Origin of the sequence: Rhodopseudomonas sp. BR0G17, from assembly GCF_010907025.1 — a bacterium.
In the GTDB taxonomy this organism is placed as follows: Bacteria; Pseudomonadota; Alphaproteobacteria; order Rhizobiales; family Xanthobacteraceae; genus Rhodopseudomonas; species Rhodopseudomonas palustris_H.
Genome location: NZ_QUML01000031.1, coordinates 28,083 through 43,146 on the forward strand (window position 1 = coordinate 28,083; position 15,064 = coordinate 43,146).

14 protein-coding genes are annotated in these 15,064 nt (G+C 66.2%); 9 read left to right on the forward strand and 5 right to left on the reverse strand.

Annotated features, from left to right (window positions below; all coding sequences use genetic code 11):
* Positions 1–40 precede the first annotated feature (40 nt).
* Complete coding sequence (locus DY467_RS20190) at positions 41–1,222, forward strand: acyltransferase family protein (RefSeq protein WP_164638543.1); 1,182 nt, start codon at positions 41–43, stop codon at positions 1,220–1,222.
* A gap of 184 nt (positions 1,223–1,406) precedes the next feature.
* Here DY467_RS20190 and purL read toward each other — a convergent pair whose 3' ends face one another.
* Together purL and DY467_RS20200 are read right to left on the reverse strand one after the other, a co-directional pair.
* Positions 1,407–3,617 (reverse strand): phosphoribosylformylglycinamidine synthase subunit PurL, encoded by a 2,211-nt coding sequence (gene purL, locus DY467_RS20195; RefSeq protein ID WP_164638545.1) that lies wholly within the window; start codon positions 3,615–3,617, stop codon positions 1,407–1,409.
* A 286-nt stretch (positions 3,618–3,903) separates the two neighbouring features.
* Positions 3,904–5,268, reverse strand: coding sequence for a TrpB-like pyridoxal phosphate-dependent enzyme (locus tag DY467_RS20200; protein ID WP_011157153.1), 1,365 nt, complete (start codon positions 5,266–5,268; stop codon positions 3,904–3,906).
* Positions 5,269–5,422: 154 nt separating this feature from the next.
* Between DY467_RS20200 and DY467_RS20205 the strand changes: the two genes are divergently transcribed.
* From DY467_RS20205 to DY467_RS20230, 6 genes are all read left to right on the forward strand, one after another.
* Complete coding sequence (locus tag DY467_RS20205) at positions 5,423–5,911, forward strand: PaaI family thioesterase (RefSeq protein WP_107343594.1); 489 nt, start codon at positions 5,423–5,425, stop codon at positions 5,909–5,911.
* An 82-nt stretch (positions 5,912–5,993) separates the two neighbouring features.
* A complete protein-coding gene (murI, locus tag DY467_RS20210; protein ID WP_047308310.1) occupies positions 5,994–6,788 on the forward strand; it encodes a glutamate racemase in 795 nt (264 codons plus the stop codon).
* A 53-nt stretch (positions 6,789–6,841) separates the two neighbouring features.
* Positions 6,842–7,237 (forward strand): cupin domain-containing protein, encoded by a 396-nt coding sequence (locus DY467_RS20215; protein WP_164638547.1) that lies wholly within the window; start codon positions 6,842–6,844, stop codon positions 7,235–7,237.
* Positions 7,237–8,013, forward strand: coding sequence for an acyltransferase (locus tag DY467_RS20220; RefSeq protein ID WP_164638549.1), 777 nt, complete (start codon positions 7,237–7,239; stop codon positions 8,011–8,013). Before DY467_RS20215 ends, DY467_RS20220 begins: the two co-directional genes overlap by 1 nt.
* A 188-nt stretch (positions 8,014–8,201) precedes the next feature.
* Complete coding sequence (rpsD, locus tag DY467_RS20225) at positions 8,202–8,819, forward strand: 30S ribosomal protein S4 (protein WP_164638557.1); 618 nt, start codon at positions 8,202–8,204, stop codon at positions 8,817–8,819.
* A 320-nt stretch (positions 8,820–9,139) separates the two neighbouring features.
* Complete coding sequence (locus DY467_RS20230) at positions 9,140–10,207, forward strand: threonine aldolase family protein (RefSeq protein ID WP_164638559.1); 1,068 nt, start codon at positions 9,140–9,142, stop codon at positions 10,205–10,207.
* A gap of 3 nt (positions 10,208–10,210) precedes the next feature.
* Here DY467_RS20230 and DY467_RS20235 read toward each other — a convergent pair whose 3' ends face one another.
* From DY467_RS20235 to trhA, 3 genes are all read right to left on the reverse strand, one after another.
* Positions 10,211–10,498, reverse strand: coding sequence for a hypothetical protein (locus DY467_RS20235; RefSeq protein WP_107343589.1), 288 nt, complete (start codon positions 10,496–10,498; stop codon positions 10,211–10,213).
* 186 nt (positions 10,499–10,684) lie between these two features.
* Positions 10,685–11,485, reverse strand: a complete 801-nt coding sequence (locus tag DY467_RS20240; RefSeq protein WP_107354783.1) for an SDR family oxidoreductase — start codon at positions 11,483–11,485, stop codon at positions 10,685–10,687.
* A 59-nt stretch (positions 11,486–11,544) separates the two neighbouring features.
* Positions 11,545–12,240 (reverse strand): PAQR family membrane homeostasis protein TrhA, encoded by a 696-nt coding sequence (gene trhA / locus DY467_RS20245; RefSeq protein ID WP_107343587.1) that lies wholly within the window; start codon positions 12,238–12,240, stop codon positions 11,545–11,547.
* A gap of 241 nt (positions 12,241–12,481) precedes the next feature.
* Here trhA and DY467_RS20250 point away from each other — a divergent pair, with 241 nt between their 5' ends.
* Entirely contained in the window at positions 12,482–13,951 is a 1,470-nt protein-coding gene (locus DY467_RS20250) for a YcjX family GTP-binding protein (RefSeq protein ID WP_164638561.1), read from the forward strand.
* The gene (locus DY467_RS20255; protein ID WP_107343585.1) at positions 13,948–15,057 is read left to right on the forward strand and encodes a YcjF family protein; all 1,110 of its coding nucleotides are present in this window, start codon (positions 13,948–13,950) and stop codon (positions 15,055–15,057) included. Before DY467_RS20250 ends, DY467_RS20255 begins: the two co-directional genes overlap by 4 nt.
* The last annotated feature ends 7 nt before the right edge of the window (positions 15,058–15,064 follow it).

The window sequence follows — 15,064 nt, forward strand, 5'->3', positions numbered from 1 at the left end:
GTATCGTAATTCACCGGCGGCATCGCGCGGGGCTCTTGTCGTGACTGTAACCTATCCCACCACCGGCGGCATGACCGCGCACGCAGCTTCGCATGTGCGCGACCTGTCCCTCGACCGGACCCGGACCTTCCTCACCATCCTGGTGCTGATCCACCATTCGGTGATCCCGTACACCTATTTCGGCCACACCGACCCGTCGTCGTTCATCGGCTTCGACTGCATCGTGCTCGCCACCGACAGCTTCTTCATGGCGATGTTCTTCATGCTGTCGGGGCTGTTCTTGTGGCCCAGCCTCGACCACCGGCCGAAATTCGGCTCGCTGGCGCGCGACCGGCTGATCCGGCTCGGCATCCCGTTCGTGATCGCAGCCTTCACCGTGATCCCGATCGCCTACTACGCGCTGGCGCTGCGCGCCGACCCGACCGAGACCTTCGCTAAATTCTACGAGAACATGATCACGGTCGGCCCGTGGCCGAGCGGACCGTTGTGGTTTCTGTGGGTGCTGTTCATCTTCAGCGTGATCGGCGGCGGGCTGTACCGGATTTCGCGGCATTCGCTCGATCCGATCAATCATCTGGCCAAGCTCGGCTACAAGTCGCCAGTGCTGTTCATCGGCGCCGTGTTTGTCGTCACCGCGATCCTCTACGTGCCATCACGGCTGTACTACACCTCGACCTATTGGTTCGAATGGGGACCGTTCGCGGTGCAGGCCAGCCGCGTGCTGCTGTACACCGCCTACTTCTTCATCGGTGCCGGCATCGGCGCCTGCCATCCCGAGCAGAGCGTGCTCGGTGCCGGCGGCAAGCTGGCGCAGCAATGGTGGATCTGGCTGCTCGTGGCGCTGGTGCCGTATCTCGGGATGTGGGGCCTGATCGGCATCAAGCGCGGAATCCTCGACAATCCCGACGATCTGCCGATGTGGTACGAGGCGAGCTACAGCGTCGCCCTCACCGCATTCAGCGCCGCGATCATCTTTGCGATCCTCGCCGTATTTTTGCGCTTCCGCCGCGGCGGCTGGAGCCTGCTCGATCCGTTGCAGCACGACGCCTACGGCATCTTCCTGGTGCACTACGCCTACATGCTGTGGCTGCAGTACTGGCTGTACGACTACGACCTGCCGGCGATCGTCAAAGCCGCCATCGTATTCACCCTCGGCCTGCTGCTGAGCTGGGCCACGACCTATCTCTTGCGGAAGATTCCAGGCGCGTATCGGGTGCTGTGAGGCCGCTCTTCCGTCGTTCCGGGGCGCGAGCTCAGCTCGTGAGCCCGGAATCCATAACCACCGAATCTGTTGCTCGCGCACGGCGTCGCCTGCCGTGCGCGTCCGCGAGTCCAGGGGTTATAGATTCCGGCCCTGCGCTGCTACGCAGCGCATCCCGGAATGACGATGGAGAGGCGTAAGGCGACTACGCCTTGCCCGCCATATAGTCCGGCAGCCAATGCTCGTGGGCGTGACGCAGCGCCTTGATGTCGACGCTGCGTTCGCCTTCGATCTTCAGCGCGTGGCCGCCAGTGACGCCGATCTGGACGCAGGGCACGCCGATCGTCTTCAGCTTGGTCTTCACCGCGAGCAGATCGGCTTCCTTCACCGTGACCAGATAGCGCGCCTGGTCCTCACCGAACCACCAGGCGTGCGACACGATCTCGGCCGGCGGCGCGTCGAGCGAGGCGCCGAGGTTGCCGGCGATCGCCATCTCGGCGAGCGCGACCAGGAGGCCGCCGTCGGACAGGTCGTGCACGGCGGTCGCGGTGCCGGCGTGGATCATCCCGCGCACCACGTCGCCGTGGCGCTTCTCGACTGCGAGATCGACCGGCGGCGGCGCGCCTTCTTCACGGCCGCAGATGTCGCGCAAGTACACCGACTGGCCGAGCCAGCCTTTGGTCTCGCCGATCAGCAGGATCGCCTCGCCTTCAGCCTTGAAGGCGAGCGTCGCCGACTTGGTGAAGTCGTCGAGCACGCCGACGCCGCCGATCGACGGGGTCGGCAGGATGCCGCGGCCGGAAGTCTCGTTGTAGAGCGAGACGTTGCCGGAGACGATCGGCGAGTCGAGCGCGATGCAGGCTTCCGAGATGCCCTTCAGGCAGCCAACCAGCTGGCCCATGATCTCGGGCCGCTCCGGATTGCCAAAGTTCAGGTTGTCGGTGATCGCCAGCGGTTTGCCGCCGACCGCGGTGATGTTGCGATAGGCTTCCGCCACCGCCTGCTTGCCGCCCTCGAACGGATCGGCCTCGCAGTAACGCGGCGTGACGTCGACGGTGAGCGCGAGGCCCTTCGGGCCGTCCTCGATGCGCACCACAGCGGCATCGCCACCGGGGCGTTGCACGGTGTTGCCGCCGATAACGTGGTCGTACTGCTCCCACACCCAGCGCTTGCTGCACAGATCCGGCGTCGCCAGCAGCTTCTCCAGCGCCTCGGCCGCGCCCATCGGCGCGTTGATATCGCGCGCGTGGATCACCGGCAGCTTCGGGCTCTCCACCCACGGGCGATCGTAGAGCGGCGCCTCGTCGCCGAGCTCCTTGATCGGCAAATCGGCCTTCACCTGCCCGCCATGCTTGACCACGAACCGCTTGGTCGGCGTGGTGTAGCCGACGATCGCGAAGTCGAGGCCCCACTTCTTGAAGATCTCTTCGGCTTCCTTTTCCTTCTCCGGCTTCAGCACCATGAGCATGCGCTCCTGGCTTTCGGAGAGCATCATCTCGTAGGCGGTCATGCCGGTCTCGCGAGTCGGCACCGCGTCGAGATCGAGCTCGACGCCGAGGTCGCCCTTGGCGCCCATCTCGACTGCCGAGCAGGTCAGGCCGGCCGCGCCCATGTCCTGGATCGCGATAACGCAGTCCTTGGCCATGATCTCCAGACAAGCCTCGAGCAGCAGCTTCTCGGCGAAGGGATCGCCGACCTGCACGGTCGGGCGCTTCTCCTCCGAACCCTCGTCGAACTCGGCCGACGCCATGGTGGCGCCGCCCATGCCGTCGCGGCCGGTCTTCGAGCCGAGATAGACGATCGGCATACCGACGCCGCTCGCCGCGGCGAGGAAGATCTTGTCGGCATCCGCCAGGCCGACCGCCATCGCGTTGACCAGGATGTTGCCGTCGTAGCGGGTGTGGAACCGGGTCTGACCGCCAACGGTCGGCACGCCGAACGAGTTGCCATAGCCGCCGACGCCGGCGACGACGCCGCCGACAAGGTGCCGGGTCTTGGGATGGCTCGGATCGCCGAAGCTCAGCGCATTGAGGCAGGCGATCGGCCGCGCGCCCATGGTGAAGACGTCGCGCAGGATGCCGCCGACGCCGGTGGTCGCGCCCTGATACGGCTCGATGTAGCTCGGATGGTTGTGGCTCTCCATTTTGAAGACCACCGCCTGATTGTCGCCGATGTCGATCACGCCGGCGTTTTCACCCGGGCCCTGCAGCACCCACGGCGCCTTGGTGGGCAGCCCGCGCAAATGGATGCGCGACGACTTGTACGAGCAGTGCTCGTTCCACATCGCCGAGAAGATGCCGAGCTCGGTAAAGGTCGGCTCGCGCCCGATCAGATCGAGAATGCGCTGATATTCATCCGGCTTGAGGCCATGGCTGGCGATCAGTTCCGGGGTGATCTTCGGCTCGGGAGCGGACATAGGGCAGCATTCCTCGGCACGCCGGAGGGGCCGGCGCGGACCGCTGTTATGTAGAAAGAACGGCCCAAAGGGGAAAGGTTTTTCTGCACGCCTGGGGATGGCGCTCGGTGCCGGCGATCGCTGCGAACCCGTTGATCTGGCAAAGGATCTTGCCCGATCCGTCATGGCCGGGCTCGTCCCGGCCATCCACGGCCGCGGGCACCGTGCCCGAAAACGTGGATGCCCGGGTCAAGCCCGGGCATGACGTCGTTCTTGGATGGGCGTCCGAGGAGGACGCCCGTGCTGCTCAGGCTGCGACCGCCGGCAGGCCGGCCAGCGCGGTGGCGAGATCGGCTTCGTCGTAGTCCTGATCGACCAGCTTGCCTTCGAAGTAGTTGATGTAGGCCTGCATGTCGAAGTGGCCGTGGCCGGAGAGGTTGAACAGGATCGTTTCCGACTTGCCCTCCTCCTTGCAGCGCAGCGCCTCGTCGATCGCGCAGCGCACCGCATGGGTGGATTCCGGCGCCGGCACGATGCCTTCGGTGCGGGCGAACTGCACGCCGGCTTCGAAGCAGCCGACCTGCTTGTAGGCGCGCGCTTCAATCAGGCCGAGTTCGTAGGCGTGCGACACCATCCCGCTCATGCCGTGATAGCGCAGGCCGCCGGCGTGGAAACCCGGCGGCATGAAGGTCGAGCCGAGCGTGTGCATCTTCACCAGCGGGGTGAGATGCGCGGTGTCGCCGAAATCGTAGGCGTAGGTGCCGCGGGTCAGGGTCGGGCACGCCGCCGGTTCGACCGCGATGATGCGCCGCTTGCGGCCACCGCGGAGTTGCAGGCCGAGGAACGGGAAGGCAAGGCCGGCGAAGTTCGAACCGCCGCCGGCGCAGCCGATCACCACGTCCGGATCATCGCCCGCCATTTCGAACTGCTTGATCGCTTCTTCGCCGATGATGGTCTGGTGCAGCATGACGTGGTTGAGCACCGAACCCAGCGCGTACTTGATGTCCGGGTTTTTGGCGGCGACTTCCACCGCTTCGGAGATCGCGATGCCGAGCGAGCCGGGGCTGTTCGGATTCTTCTCAAGGATGGCGCGGCCGGAGTCGGTCTCGTTCGACGGCGACGCTATGCAGCGGGCGCCGTAGGTCTCCATCAGCGCGCGGCGATACGGCTTCTGGTCGTACGAGACGCGGACCTGGAAAACGAGGACGTCGAGCCCGAACAGCGAGCCGGCGAACGCCAGCGACGAGCCCCACTGCCCGGCGCCGGTCTCGGTCGACAGCTTCTTGATGCCGGCCTGCTTGTTGTACCAGGCCTGCGGCACCGCGGTGTTCGGCTTGTGCGAGCCGGCCGGCGAAACGCCTTCGTACTTGAAGTAGATCTTGGCCGGGGTGCCGAGCGCCTGCTCGAGGCGGCGCGCACGGATCAGCGGCGCCGGGCGCCACATCCGGAATACGTCTCGGACCGGCTCGGGAATCTCGATGTAGCGCTCGGTCGCGACCTCCTGGAGGATCAGCTCCATCGGAAACAGCGGCTCCAGATCGCTCGGGCCGACCGGCTGATGCGTGCCCGGATGCAGGACCGGCGGCATCGGCGTCGGGAAGTCGGCGTTGAGATTGTACCAGGACTTCGGGATGTTCTCCTCGTCCAGCACATACTTGATCTGGTCGCTCATTCTATTCTCCCTTACGCGGCCGGTTTTGCGGCCCGGGAGGGTATACAGCGGCGACCTGCCTGCCAATTGCGCAGTGTCAATTAGATTTGTGGATTTGCATTGCAGCGCGGCATCAGTTTTATGGACCAAACGATAGACCAAAGGATAACGCCCCTTGACCACCACCGTCGAACCGACACGTCCCAGTCGCCCGGACCTTTTCACCGCAACCGAAGGTGAGTTCGCCGGTTGGCGGACGTGGACGCGGGACACTTTCGAATCGCACAACGGGCCGTTCTGGCACCGGATCGATGACGACGGCCGCGTCCGTTGCGCCTTCCGGGTCGAGAAGAAGCACCTCAACGGCATGAAGGCGGTGCACGGCGGCTGCTTCATGACCTTCGCTGACTACTGCCTGTTCGCGATCGCCGTCCGCGAATTGCAGGGCCCCGGCGTGACGGTCGCATTCGGCGCCGAATTTCTCGATGCGGCATTCGAGGGCGAGCTGATCGAAGCGACCGGCGAAGTCACCCGGGCCGGCAAGTCGCTGATCTTCGTGCGCGGCATCCTCAAGAGCGGCGAGCGACCGCTGTTCACGTTCTCGGGCACCATCAAGCGGGTCAAGCGCAAGGTGCCGCCGACCGAGGTCGCCGACAGCCACTGACGCGGTGGCTTTGCCGTCTCTGCAGGGCAGCATCGCGCGATCGACAACCGAAAGCTAACCAAGATCGGGTAAGGTCGCCGCCGTGACCTCGCTCCCCACAATCCTGGTGTTCGATTCGGGCCTCGGCGGCCTGACGGTGCTGCGCGAAGTGGTCCGCGCGCGCCCCGACGCGCACTATGTCTATGTCGGCGACGACGCGTTCTTCCCCTACGGGCAGCGTAGCGAAGAGGCGGTGATCGGCCGTGTCGTGCCGCTGATGGGCGAGCTGATCGCGGCGCACGCGCCGGACCTCGTGGTGATCGCCTGCAACACCGCCTCGACCATGACGCTGGCGCCGCTGCGGGCCCGCTACCGGGTGCCGTTCGTCGGCACGGTGCCGGCGATCAAGCCGGCCTGCGCGGGCTCCCGCACGAAGCGTGTCTCGGTGCTCGGCACCTCAGCGACGGTGCGGCTCGAATACACCCGCGCGCTGATCCGCGATTTCGCCCAAGGCTGCGAGGTGTCGCTGGTCGGATCGATCCGGCTCGCCACCCTGGCCGAAACCGCGCTCGGCGGCGGCGAAGTGACCGACGCGGCGATCCGCGCCGAGATCGCGCCGTGTTTCGTCGAAGCCGACGCCAAACGCGGCCGCACCGATGCCGTGGTGCTGGCCTGCACACATTATCCCCTGCTGCTCGACCGGCTGGTCCGGCTGGCGCCCTGGCCGGTCGATTGGATCGATCCGGCCCCCGCGATCGCCCGCCGCGTTGTCACCCTGCTCGGCCCGGCCACCGGCCACGCGCCCACGCCGGGCGCCGAGATGATCTTCACCTCGGGCCGGCATCCACGGGCGAGCGCCGCGCTGGCGCCGTATTTCGGCGGCCGCATTCCGGCCTGAGCGCTTTTCCGCCTGCCGGGACGCTGCTAGCTTTGCGCCCCGGAGGAGCCCCAATGACAATCAAAACCTTGCGTCACATCCTGGTCGCATGCGCCGTGGTAGCTGCTACGGGCGCCGCCGTCGCGCAGCAGAGCGGCATCAAGCGCACGCCGCTGCAGAAGATCGAATTCCCCGACGGCTATGTCACCGTCAGCGGTCTCGCCGAGCTGCCGCCGGGCGGCAATATCGGCCGGCACACCCATCCCGGCATCGAGACCGGCTATCTGCTCGAGGGCGAAGCAGTGATGAGCATCGACGGCGAACCCGACAAGCACCTCAAGGCCGGCGATTCCTACGTGATCCCGGCCGGCGTGGTGCACGATGCCAAGGTGCACGGCGACAAGGGCGCCAAGGTGATGGCGGTGTGGGTGGTCGACAAGACCAAGCCGCTGGCAACACCCGCCAAATAATGCGGGGCAAAACACGTCGGATCTCGGCGCCGCGCAGGTTGATTGCCGATCTGATGCACGCCTCGCAGGGCGTGCCGCTGATCAGCTATCGGCGCACGTTGCATCTTGGCCCGCTGGCGCGAGCCCGGGCTGCCGCAGCCTCGCCGCCAGGCTTCGCCGCGATCTTCGCCAAGGCATTCAGCCTGGTCGCACGCGACGAGCCGGTGCTGCGGACGCTGTATATCGCCTTTCCGTGGCCGCACTTCTTCGAGGTGCCGAAGAGCGTCGGCATGATCGCGGTCGCCCGCCGCATCGACGGCGAAGACTGCGTGCTGATGCAGAAGGTGACCGCAGCCGACACGCTACCGCTGCCCGAGGTCGACGCGATCATCCGCAGCGCCAGCACCGCGCCGATCGACAGCGTGCCGATGTTCCGCAAGCTGCTGCGGATCAGCCGGATGCCATGGCCGCTGCGGCGGATCGCCTGGTGGGCCGGGATGTCGCTGGACCGGCCGCGGGCGAACTTCTTCGGCAGCTTCGGACTGTCCTCGGTGTCGGCGTTCGGTCCCGGCGACCTCTATCCGGTCAGCCCCGGTCCCTACATCCTGAGCTACGGCCGACTCGCCGACGACGGCCGCCTGGAGGTGATCGTCCGGTTCGACCACCGGGTAATCGACGCAGCCCCGATTGCGCGGCTGACGACCCGGCTAGAACAGGTGCTGAACACCACGATCGCGGCCGAGATCGAGCGCCTGGACCGCCCTGCCCGGGCGCTTCGGGCCGCAGCCGGGCCTTGAGCCGGCCCGAATTGACATCCCAGGGCTTTCCCCCTAGAAAGCCCCCGCTCGCGGGCCGGTTTCGGCCCGCGTTGCGTTTCGCGACCCGTGGTCCTCCCCTTATGCTTTAAGGACGGACCTGTCGGCAGGGGATTTTCCCCATGCACAGGAGGGCGCGTTTCCTCACAACTCAAACCCTAGAGGACGCGATGACAAAGCGCGCTGAAGCCAAGTATAAACTCGACCGCCGTATGGGCCAGAACATCTGGGGCCGTCCGAAGAGCCCGGTCAACCGCCGCGAATACGGCCCCGGCCAGCACGGCCAGCGCCGCAAGGGCAAGCTGTCCGACTTCGGCATCCAGCTCCGCGCCAAGCAGAAGCTGAAGGGCTACTACGCCAACATTTCCGAGCGTCAATTCCACGCCATCTACGTCGAAGCGACCCGTCTGAAGGGCGACTCGGGCGAGAACCTGATCGGCCTGCTCGAGCGCCGTCTCGACGCCGTGGTGTACCGCGCCAAGTTCGTGTCGACGATGTTCGCGGCCCGCCAGTTCATCAATCACGGCCACATCAAGGTCAACGGCAAGCGCGTCAACATCCCGAGCTACAAGGTGCGGGTCGGTGACGTGATCGAGGTCAAGGAAGCCTCGAAGCAGCTCGCTTTCGTGCTCGAAGCCAGCCAGCTCGCCGAGCGCGACGTGCCGGACTACATCGAAGTCGACCACAACAAGATGACCGCGAAGTTCGCGCGCATCCCGGCTCTCTCCGACGTGCCGTTCGCGGTGCAGATGGAGCCGCATCTGATCGTCGAATTCTATTCGCGCTAATTTCTTCGTACTGATTGCTGCTCAGTCCGATGCATCAAGGCCCCGGTTCGCCGGGGCCTTTTTGTTTGCGCGGTGCGTATGACAAGTCACCGTCATTCCGGGGCACTCACGAAGTGAGCGAACCCGGAATCTCGAGGATATTGCGCATGAGAGTTCAGCGGGTGCGTGGCGAAGGCCGCATGGGGTAACCGCGAGATTCCGGGTTCGCGCTTCGCGCGCCCCGGAATGACGTTCTCGGGGTGGTACCAATCACATCCTGCTGACCTGATCGTGTCCGGGCAAAGCTCTTCCGCTCCGCGGCCGGCATGTTAGCCTCGGGCATGGCTTACATCCCTCCCCAGCCCGATCCGAACGCGCCGCCGGTGCGGATCAATCTGCTGTCCGACACCCAGACGCGCCCTACGCCGGCGATGCGCGAGGCAATGGCGCGGGCCGAGGTCGGCGACGAACAGACCGGCGATGATCCGACCACCAACCTGTTGCAGGAGCGCGTCGCGGCGCTGCTCGGCAAACAGGCCGCCGTGTTCCTGCCCTCGGGCACGATGTGCAACGTCGCGACCACGCTGGCGACCTGCCGGCCCGGCGACGAGATCATCGCGCATCGCACCGCGCACATCCTGTCGCGCGAAGGCGGAGCGCACGCCGCGCTCGGCGGCTTTCAGATCACGGGCCTGGACGGCGACGACGGCCAGTTCTCGCTCGAGGCATTCCGCGCCGCGCTGCATCCGAAGACCCGCTACGAACCTCCGCAAGTCCTAGTCAGCGCAGAGCAGACCGCCAATATCGGCGGCGGCACGATCTGGCCGCAGGCCACGCTCGATGCGGTCGCCGCGGCCGGCAAGGACGCCGGGCTGTGGACGCATATCGACGGCGCGCGGCTGATGAATGCGGTGGTGGCCACAGGTATCAGCGCCAAGGAGATGACCAAGGGCTGGGATTCGGCGTGGATCGATTTCAGCAAGGGACTCGGTGCGCCGGTCGGCGCGGTGCTGGCAGGCCCGCGCGACTTCATCGATGAAGTGTGGCGGTGGAAGCAGCGGCTCGGCGGCGCGATGCGGCAGTCCGGCGTGATCGCCGCGGCGTGTCTGTACGCGCTCGATCACCAGGTCGATCGCCTTGCCGATGATCACGCCAACGCGCGTCGCCTCGCCTCGGGGCTGGCGCAGATCGACGGCATCGAGGTGCAGACGCCGCAGACCAATCTGGTGTTCTTCAAGCCGGACGGCGCGGGCGTCTCCGGCACCGACATGGTCGCACAGCTCCGCCGGCGCGGCGTCATGCTGGCGATGATGGAAGGCCGGATCCGCGCCTGCACACATCTCGACGTCAGCGCGGACATGATCGAGCAAACGCTTGACCACGTCCGCGAGATCGTGCGGGCAGCCTGACCGTTACAGGCAGATCCGGACGCCGGCGGCGTTGACGACGCAGCGGCCGCCGTAATACCCGCCGCGGCCCCGTCCACGTTCCCAGCCGCGACCGCGGCCGCGGCCCCGACCGCTATAGCCCCGGCCGCCATAGCCGCGTCCACGCCCGCGCTGGGCATGCGCTTGAGTACTGGTCACGCCTGAGACCACCGCCGCGGCGCCAACGAAGCTGAAGCAATAGATGCTGGTGAGGGCGATCGCCGCGAGGCTACGCGCCACCCAGCTTGGCCGGCGATGGGAATGATCTGACATCAAGTTCTCCGTTGGCTGCCGATAATAAGAATCGCACCGCCGGACGACGGTGCGATCGCATAACAGACGCCGCACTGTGCGCCTGTACAGACGGAACGCCGAGTGAGCGATCCGTTCCTCGGCGCCGCTGTGACATTCTGAAGCAGATGCCAAACGACACGGCGCCGAGAGAACAAGCGAGACGATCTAAGCCTTGCCGCCAAAAGTCTCGCGCAACTTGGCCTGGATCTTCGCCATGCCGCCGATCCAGCGGTCGTAATTCTCGGTCTTCTTGCGCATGTAGTCGATCACTTGCGGGTGCGGCAGGATCAGGAAGGTTTCCTGTTCGATGCCCTGCAGCGCATCCTTCGCCACCTGCTCGGCGGAGAGATCACCGTCGGCCGATTGCGGTCCCTTCGGGATCGAGCGCAGCATGTTGGTGTCGACGCCCTGCGGGCACAGGATCGAGACGCGGATGTTGTGCGCCTTGTGGGCGATGGCGAGGCTTTCGGCAAAGCCGACCGCACCGTGCTTGGTGGCCGAATAGGCCGGGCTGCCGACCTGTGACAGCAGACCCGCCGCCGAGATGGTGTTGAGGAAGTAACCGCCGCCGCGCGCCTTGTAGCGCGGCACCAGATGCCGCGCGGCATAGACATGCGCCATCACGTGGATCATCCAGCTCTTCATGAACGGCTCGTCGGAAGAGCCGCCGGCATTCTCGGCCATCGGATCGAAGCCGCCACCGATCCCGGCGTTGGAGCAGAACAGATCGATCGGCCCGAACTGGCGCTCGGTCTCCTCGATCACGTGCTTGATGTCGGCCTCGCTGGCCACGTCGCATTTGAACGCCGCGCCGCCGATCGATGCGGCGACCGCTTCGGCGCGGGCCTGATCGAGGTCGGCGACCACGACCTTGGCGGCGCCGGCCTTGTGAAAGGCTTCGCACAGCGCCTGCCCGATTCCATTGCCGCCGCCGGTGACGACGACGACTTTGCCCGCGATCTGCATGGTTGTTTCCCCCGCTTGTTGTTGGCGGGGGCGTTCATATCGGAAAGATCCGGCGTCGGCTACGCCAGCACCAGGTCCATCACCGCAACGTAGTGGCAGCCGGCGGCGACCAGCACGAACGCGTGCCAGATCGCGTTCTGGAACCGCAGCCGCCGCCAAGCGTGGAAGATCACGCCGAGCGTGTACAGCAGGCCGCCGATCGCCAGGAACCACATCGCCGTGGTCGGCAGCGTCTCCACCACCTGGTCGTAGGCGATGATGCCGCTCCAGCCGAGCGCGAGGTAAAGCCCGACCGATAGCTTGTCGAACTTACCGGGCTTGAACAACTTGAGCAGGATGCCGACCACCGCCACGCCCCAGACGCCGGCGAGCAGCGCAAGGCCGAACATCTGATCCTTGATCTGGCTGATGATCGGTGTGTACGTTGCGGCGATCAGAATGTAGATCGCCGAATGGTCGAACCGCCGCAGCAGCCATTTGCGCGGCGATACCGGCCAGAGATTGTACGCGGCCGACAGGCCGAGCATCGCCAGCAGCCCTGCAACATACACCGATACCGAGACGATCGTCGGCGTGGATGCGAACACGCCGGTCAGCGTGACCAGCGCGGTGGCGGCGATCAAACCGGCGACGAGGCCCAGCACATGCACGACGCCATCGGCGATCAGCTCGGCGCGATCGTAGTTCCAGTGAACCGCGCCTTTGGCGTCGATCCTGGCATGCGACACGATTTGCTTGAGGCGGAAGATCGTCATTCTGCAGCGAACACCCTGTTCTCGAACAGCTTATCCGAATTGATCTGGCGCATTCATGACGCCGGTCGGCGATGCGATACACATCCTGCGGCACGCTCGGCCACCGCCACCGTCCGATCGAGCACGAATTTTCCGCCGGAAAGGCGGCAAAGCCAAGACCGGCAGTACAGGTCGGATTGTCGCACGAATCGGCGGTTTCCGGCTAGTTTCGCCGGCAACTCTGACGATTGAACCTTGGCGCATGGCCTTCAATTTTTCCAATCTGCTCGAAGATGCGTGGCTCTCGGCGCGGGCGCTCAAGGACTACAGCGAGAACCTGTTCAATCCGACCATCCGGCTCGGCGTCACCGGTCTGTCGCGCGCGGGAAAGACGGTGTTCATCACCGCTCTCGTGCACGGGTTGTGCCGGGGTGGCCGGTTTCCGATCTTTGAATCGATGTCGACCGGGCGGATTGCCACCGCGCGACTTGCGCCGCAGCCAGACGATGCGGTGCCCCGCTTCGCCTATGAGAACTTCCTCGCCACGCTGATCGAGCAGCGGCAATGGCCGAGCTCGACCGTCGACATCAGCGAGCTGCGGCTGGTGATCGACTATCAGCGCAAGAACGGCTCTGAGACCACGCTGACGCTCGACATCGTCGACTATCCGGGCGAATGGCTGCTCGACCTGCCGCTGCTGACCAAGAGCTACGAGCGCTGGGCGGCCGAGAGCCTGGCGCTGTCGCGGCAGGACCCGCGAGCCCGGGTAGCGCGGGAGTGGCACGCCCATCTCGCCACGCTCGATCCCAAGGGGCGCGAGAACGAGCAGGAAACCCTGAAAGCTGCGCGGCTGTTCACCGCTTACTTGCGCGCCTGCCGCGACGAGCAGTTCGCGATGAGCCTGCTGCCGCCGGGCCGCTTCCTGATGCCGGGCAATCTTGCCGGTTCGCCGGCGCTGACCTTCGCGCCGCTTGACGTGCCGGACGGCGGCATCGCGCCGGACGGTTCGCTGTGGGCGATGATGCGCCGCCGGTTCGAAGCCTATAAGGACGCCGTGGTGCGGCCGTTCTTCCGCGATCACTTCGCCCGGCTCGACCGCCAGATCGTGCTGGCGGACGCGTTGTCGGCCTTCAACGCCGGACCTGAGGCGCTGCAGGATCTGGAAGCCGCGCTGGCCGGCATCCTCGAATGCTTCCGGGTCGGCCGCTCGACGCTGCTCAGCTCGGTGTTCCGGCCGCGGATCGACAAGATCCTGTTTGCAGCCACCAAGGCCGACCATCTGCACCATTCCAGCCACGACCGGCTGGAGGCGATCCTGCGCAAGCTGGTCGAGCAGGCGATGCGACGGGCCGAATTCGCCGGCGCCAAGGTCGACGTGGTGGCGATGGCCGCCGTCCGCGCCACCCGGGAGGCCCAGGTCCAGCGCGGCCGCGACCGGCTGCCCTCAATCGTCGGCACGCCGATCGCCGGCGAAATGGCCGAGGGCGAGGTGTTCGACGGCGAAACTGAGGTCGCCACTTTCCCGGGCGATCTGCCAACCAATCTGCAGGGCCTGTTCCGCGGCGAGGACACCTTCCGCGGGCTGGCCGCCGGCTCGCACCAGGAAGCCGACTTCCGCTTTTTGCGCTTCCGCCCACCGCGGCTCGACAGCCATGATCCCGACGGTCCGGCGCTGCCTCACATCCGCCTCGACCGGGCGCTTCAGTTCCTGATCGGAGACCGACTGCAATGACCGAGCGGGTTCCTCCTCGCCGGCCGGCGACCTTCAAGCTCAGCGACCCGAGCGTGGTGCTGATCGATTCCGATGACGGCGGCGGCAGCTACACGGCCAAGCCGTCCGCGAAAGCGGACGCCAAGCCTGCCGCGTCTGCGGCCGGCGCCGCACCGCCACCCCCGCCGCCGCGCGCCAGGGTCGAGCTCGCCCGCGAAGCCGAGCCGCCGATCTCGGCGCCGAAAGCGCCGAAGAGCGTCATCAACCCGAAGAAGGGTTTCCGCTGGGGCACCGTGTTCTGGAGCGCCGCGACCGGACTGGTGTCGCTGGCGTTCTGGCTGTGGATCAGCAAACTGGTCGAAGATCTGTTCGCGCAGAGCCAGACGCTCGGCACGATCGGCATGGTGCTGGCGATCCTGGCCGGCGGCTCGCTGGCGATCATCATCGGCCGCGAAGCCTTCGGCTTGATCCGGCTGGCGCGGATCGAGCAGCTCCACGCCCGCGCTGCGCGCGTGCTGGAAACCGACAACAGCGCCGAAGCCCGCGCCATCATCCGCGAGCTGCTGAAGTTCGAACATCCCAACCCGCAGCTCGCCCATGGCCGCGCCACGCTGCAGAAGCACATCGACGACATTATCGACGGCGCCGACCTGATCCGCCTCGCCGAGCGCGAACTGATGACGCCGCTCGACCTTGAAGCGAAGGTGCTGATCTCGAAGGCCGCGCAGCGGGTGTCGCTGGTGACCGCGATCAGCCCGAAGGCACTGATCGACGTGCTGTTCGTGGCGATCGCCGCGACCAGGCTGATCGGCCAGCTCGCGCGGCTGTATGGCGGCCGCCCCGGTGCGCTCGGGATGTTCAAGTTGATGCGCCAGACCGTGTCGCACCTCGCCATCACCGGCGGCATCGCGCTCAGCGACAGCGTGATGCAGTCGGTACTCGGCCACGGCCTCGCCTCGCGGCTGTCGGCCAAGCTCGGCGAAGGCGTCGTCAACGGCATGCTGACCGCACGGCTCGGCCTCGCCGCCATCGACCTCACCCGCCCGCTTCCGTTCGATGCCCTGCCCCGCCCGCAGCTCGGCGATCTGGTCAAGGATCTGATGAAGAAGCGGGAGAAGGACGAGTAGCGCCCCG

Bases quoted from the DNA above. Each gene is read 5' to 3' on its own strand.
- purL (WP_164638545.1), bottom strand. From the start codon at position 3,617: ATGTCCGCTCCCGAGCCGAAGATCACCCCGGAACTGATCGCCAGCCAT.
- DY467_RS20200 (WP_011157153.1), bottom strand. From the start codon at position 5,268: ATGAGCGACCAGATCAAGTATGTGCTGGACGAGGAGAACATCCCGAAG.
- DY467_RS20215 (WP_164638547.1), top strand. From the start codon at position 6,842: ATGACAATCAAAACCTTGCGTCACATCCTGGTCGCATGCGCCGTGGTA.
- DY467_RS20220 (WP_164638549.1), top strand. From the start codon at position 7,237: ATGCGGGGCAAAACACGTCGGATCTCGGCGCCGCGCAGGTTGATTGCC.
- rpsD (WP_164638557.1), top strand. From the start codon at position 8,202: ATGACAAAGCGCGCTGAAGCCAAGTATAAACTCGACCGCCGTATGGGC.
- DY467_RS20230 (WP_164638559.1), top strand. From the start codon at position 9,140: ATGGCTTACATCCCTCCCCAGCCCGATCCGAACGCGCCGCCGGTGCGG.
- DY467_RS20235 (WP_107343589.1), bottom strand. From the start codon at position 10,498: ATGTCAGATCATTCCCATCGCCGGCCAAGCTGGGTGGCGCGTAGCCTC.
- DY467_RS20240 (WP_107354783.1), bottom strand. From the start codon at position 11,485: ATGCAGATCGCGGGCAAAGTCGTCGTCGTCACCGGCGGCGGCAATGGA.
- trhA (WP_107343587.1), bottom strand. From the start codon at position 12,240: ATGACGATCTTCCGCCTCAAGCAAATCGTGTCGCATGCCAGGATCGAC.
- DY467_RS20250 (WP_164638561.1), top strand. From the start codon at position 12,482: ATGGCCTTCAATTTTTCCAATCTGCTCGAAGATGCGTGGCTCTCGGCG.
- DY467_RS20255 (WP_107343585.1), top strand. From the start codon at position 13,948: ATGACCGAGCGGGTTCCTCCTCGCCGGCCGGCGACCTTCAAGCTCAGC.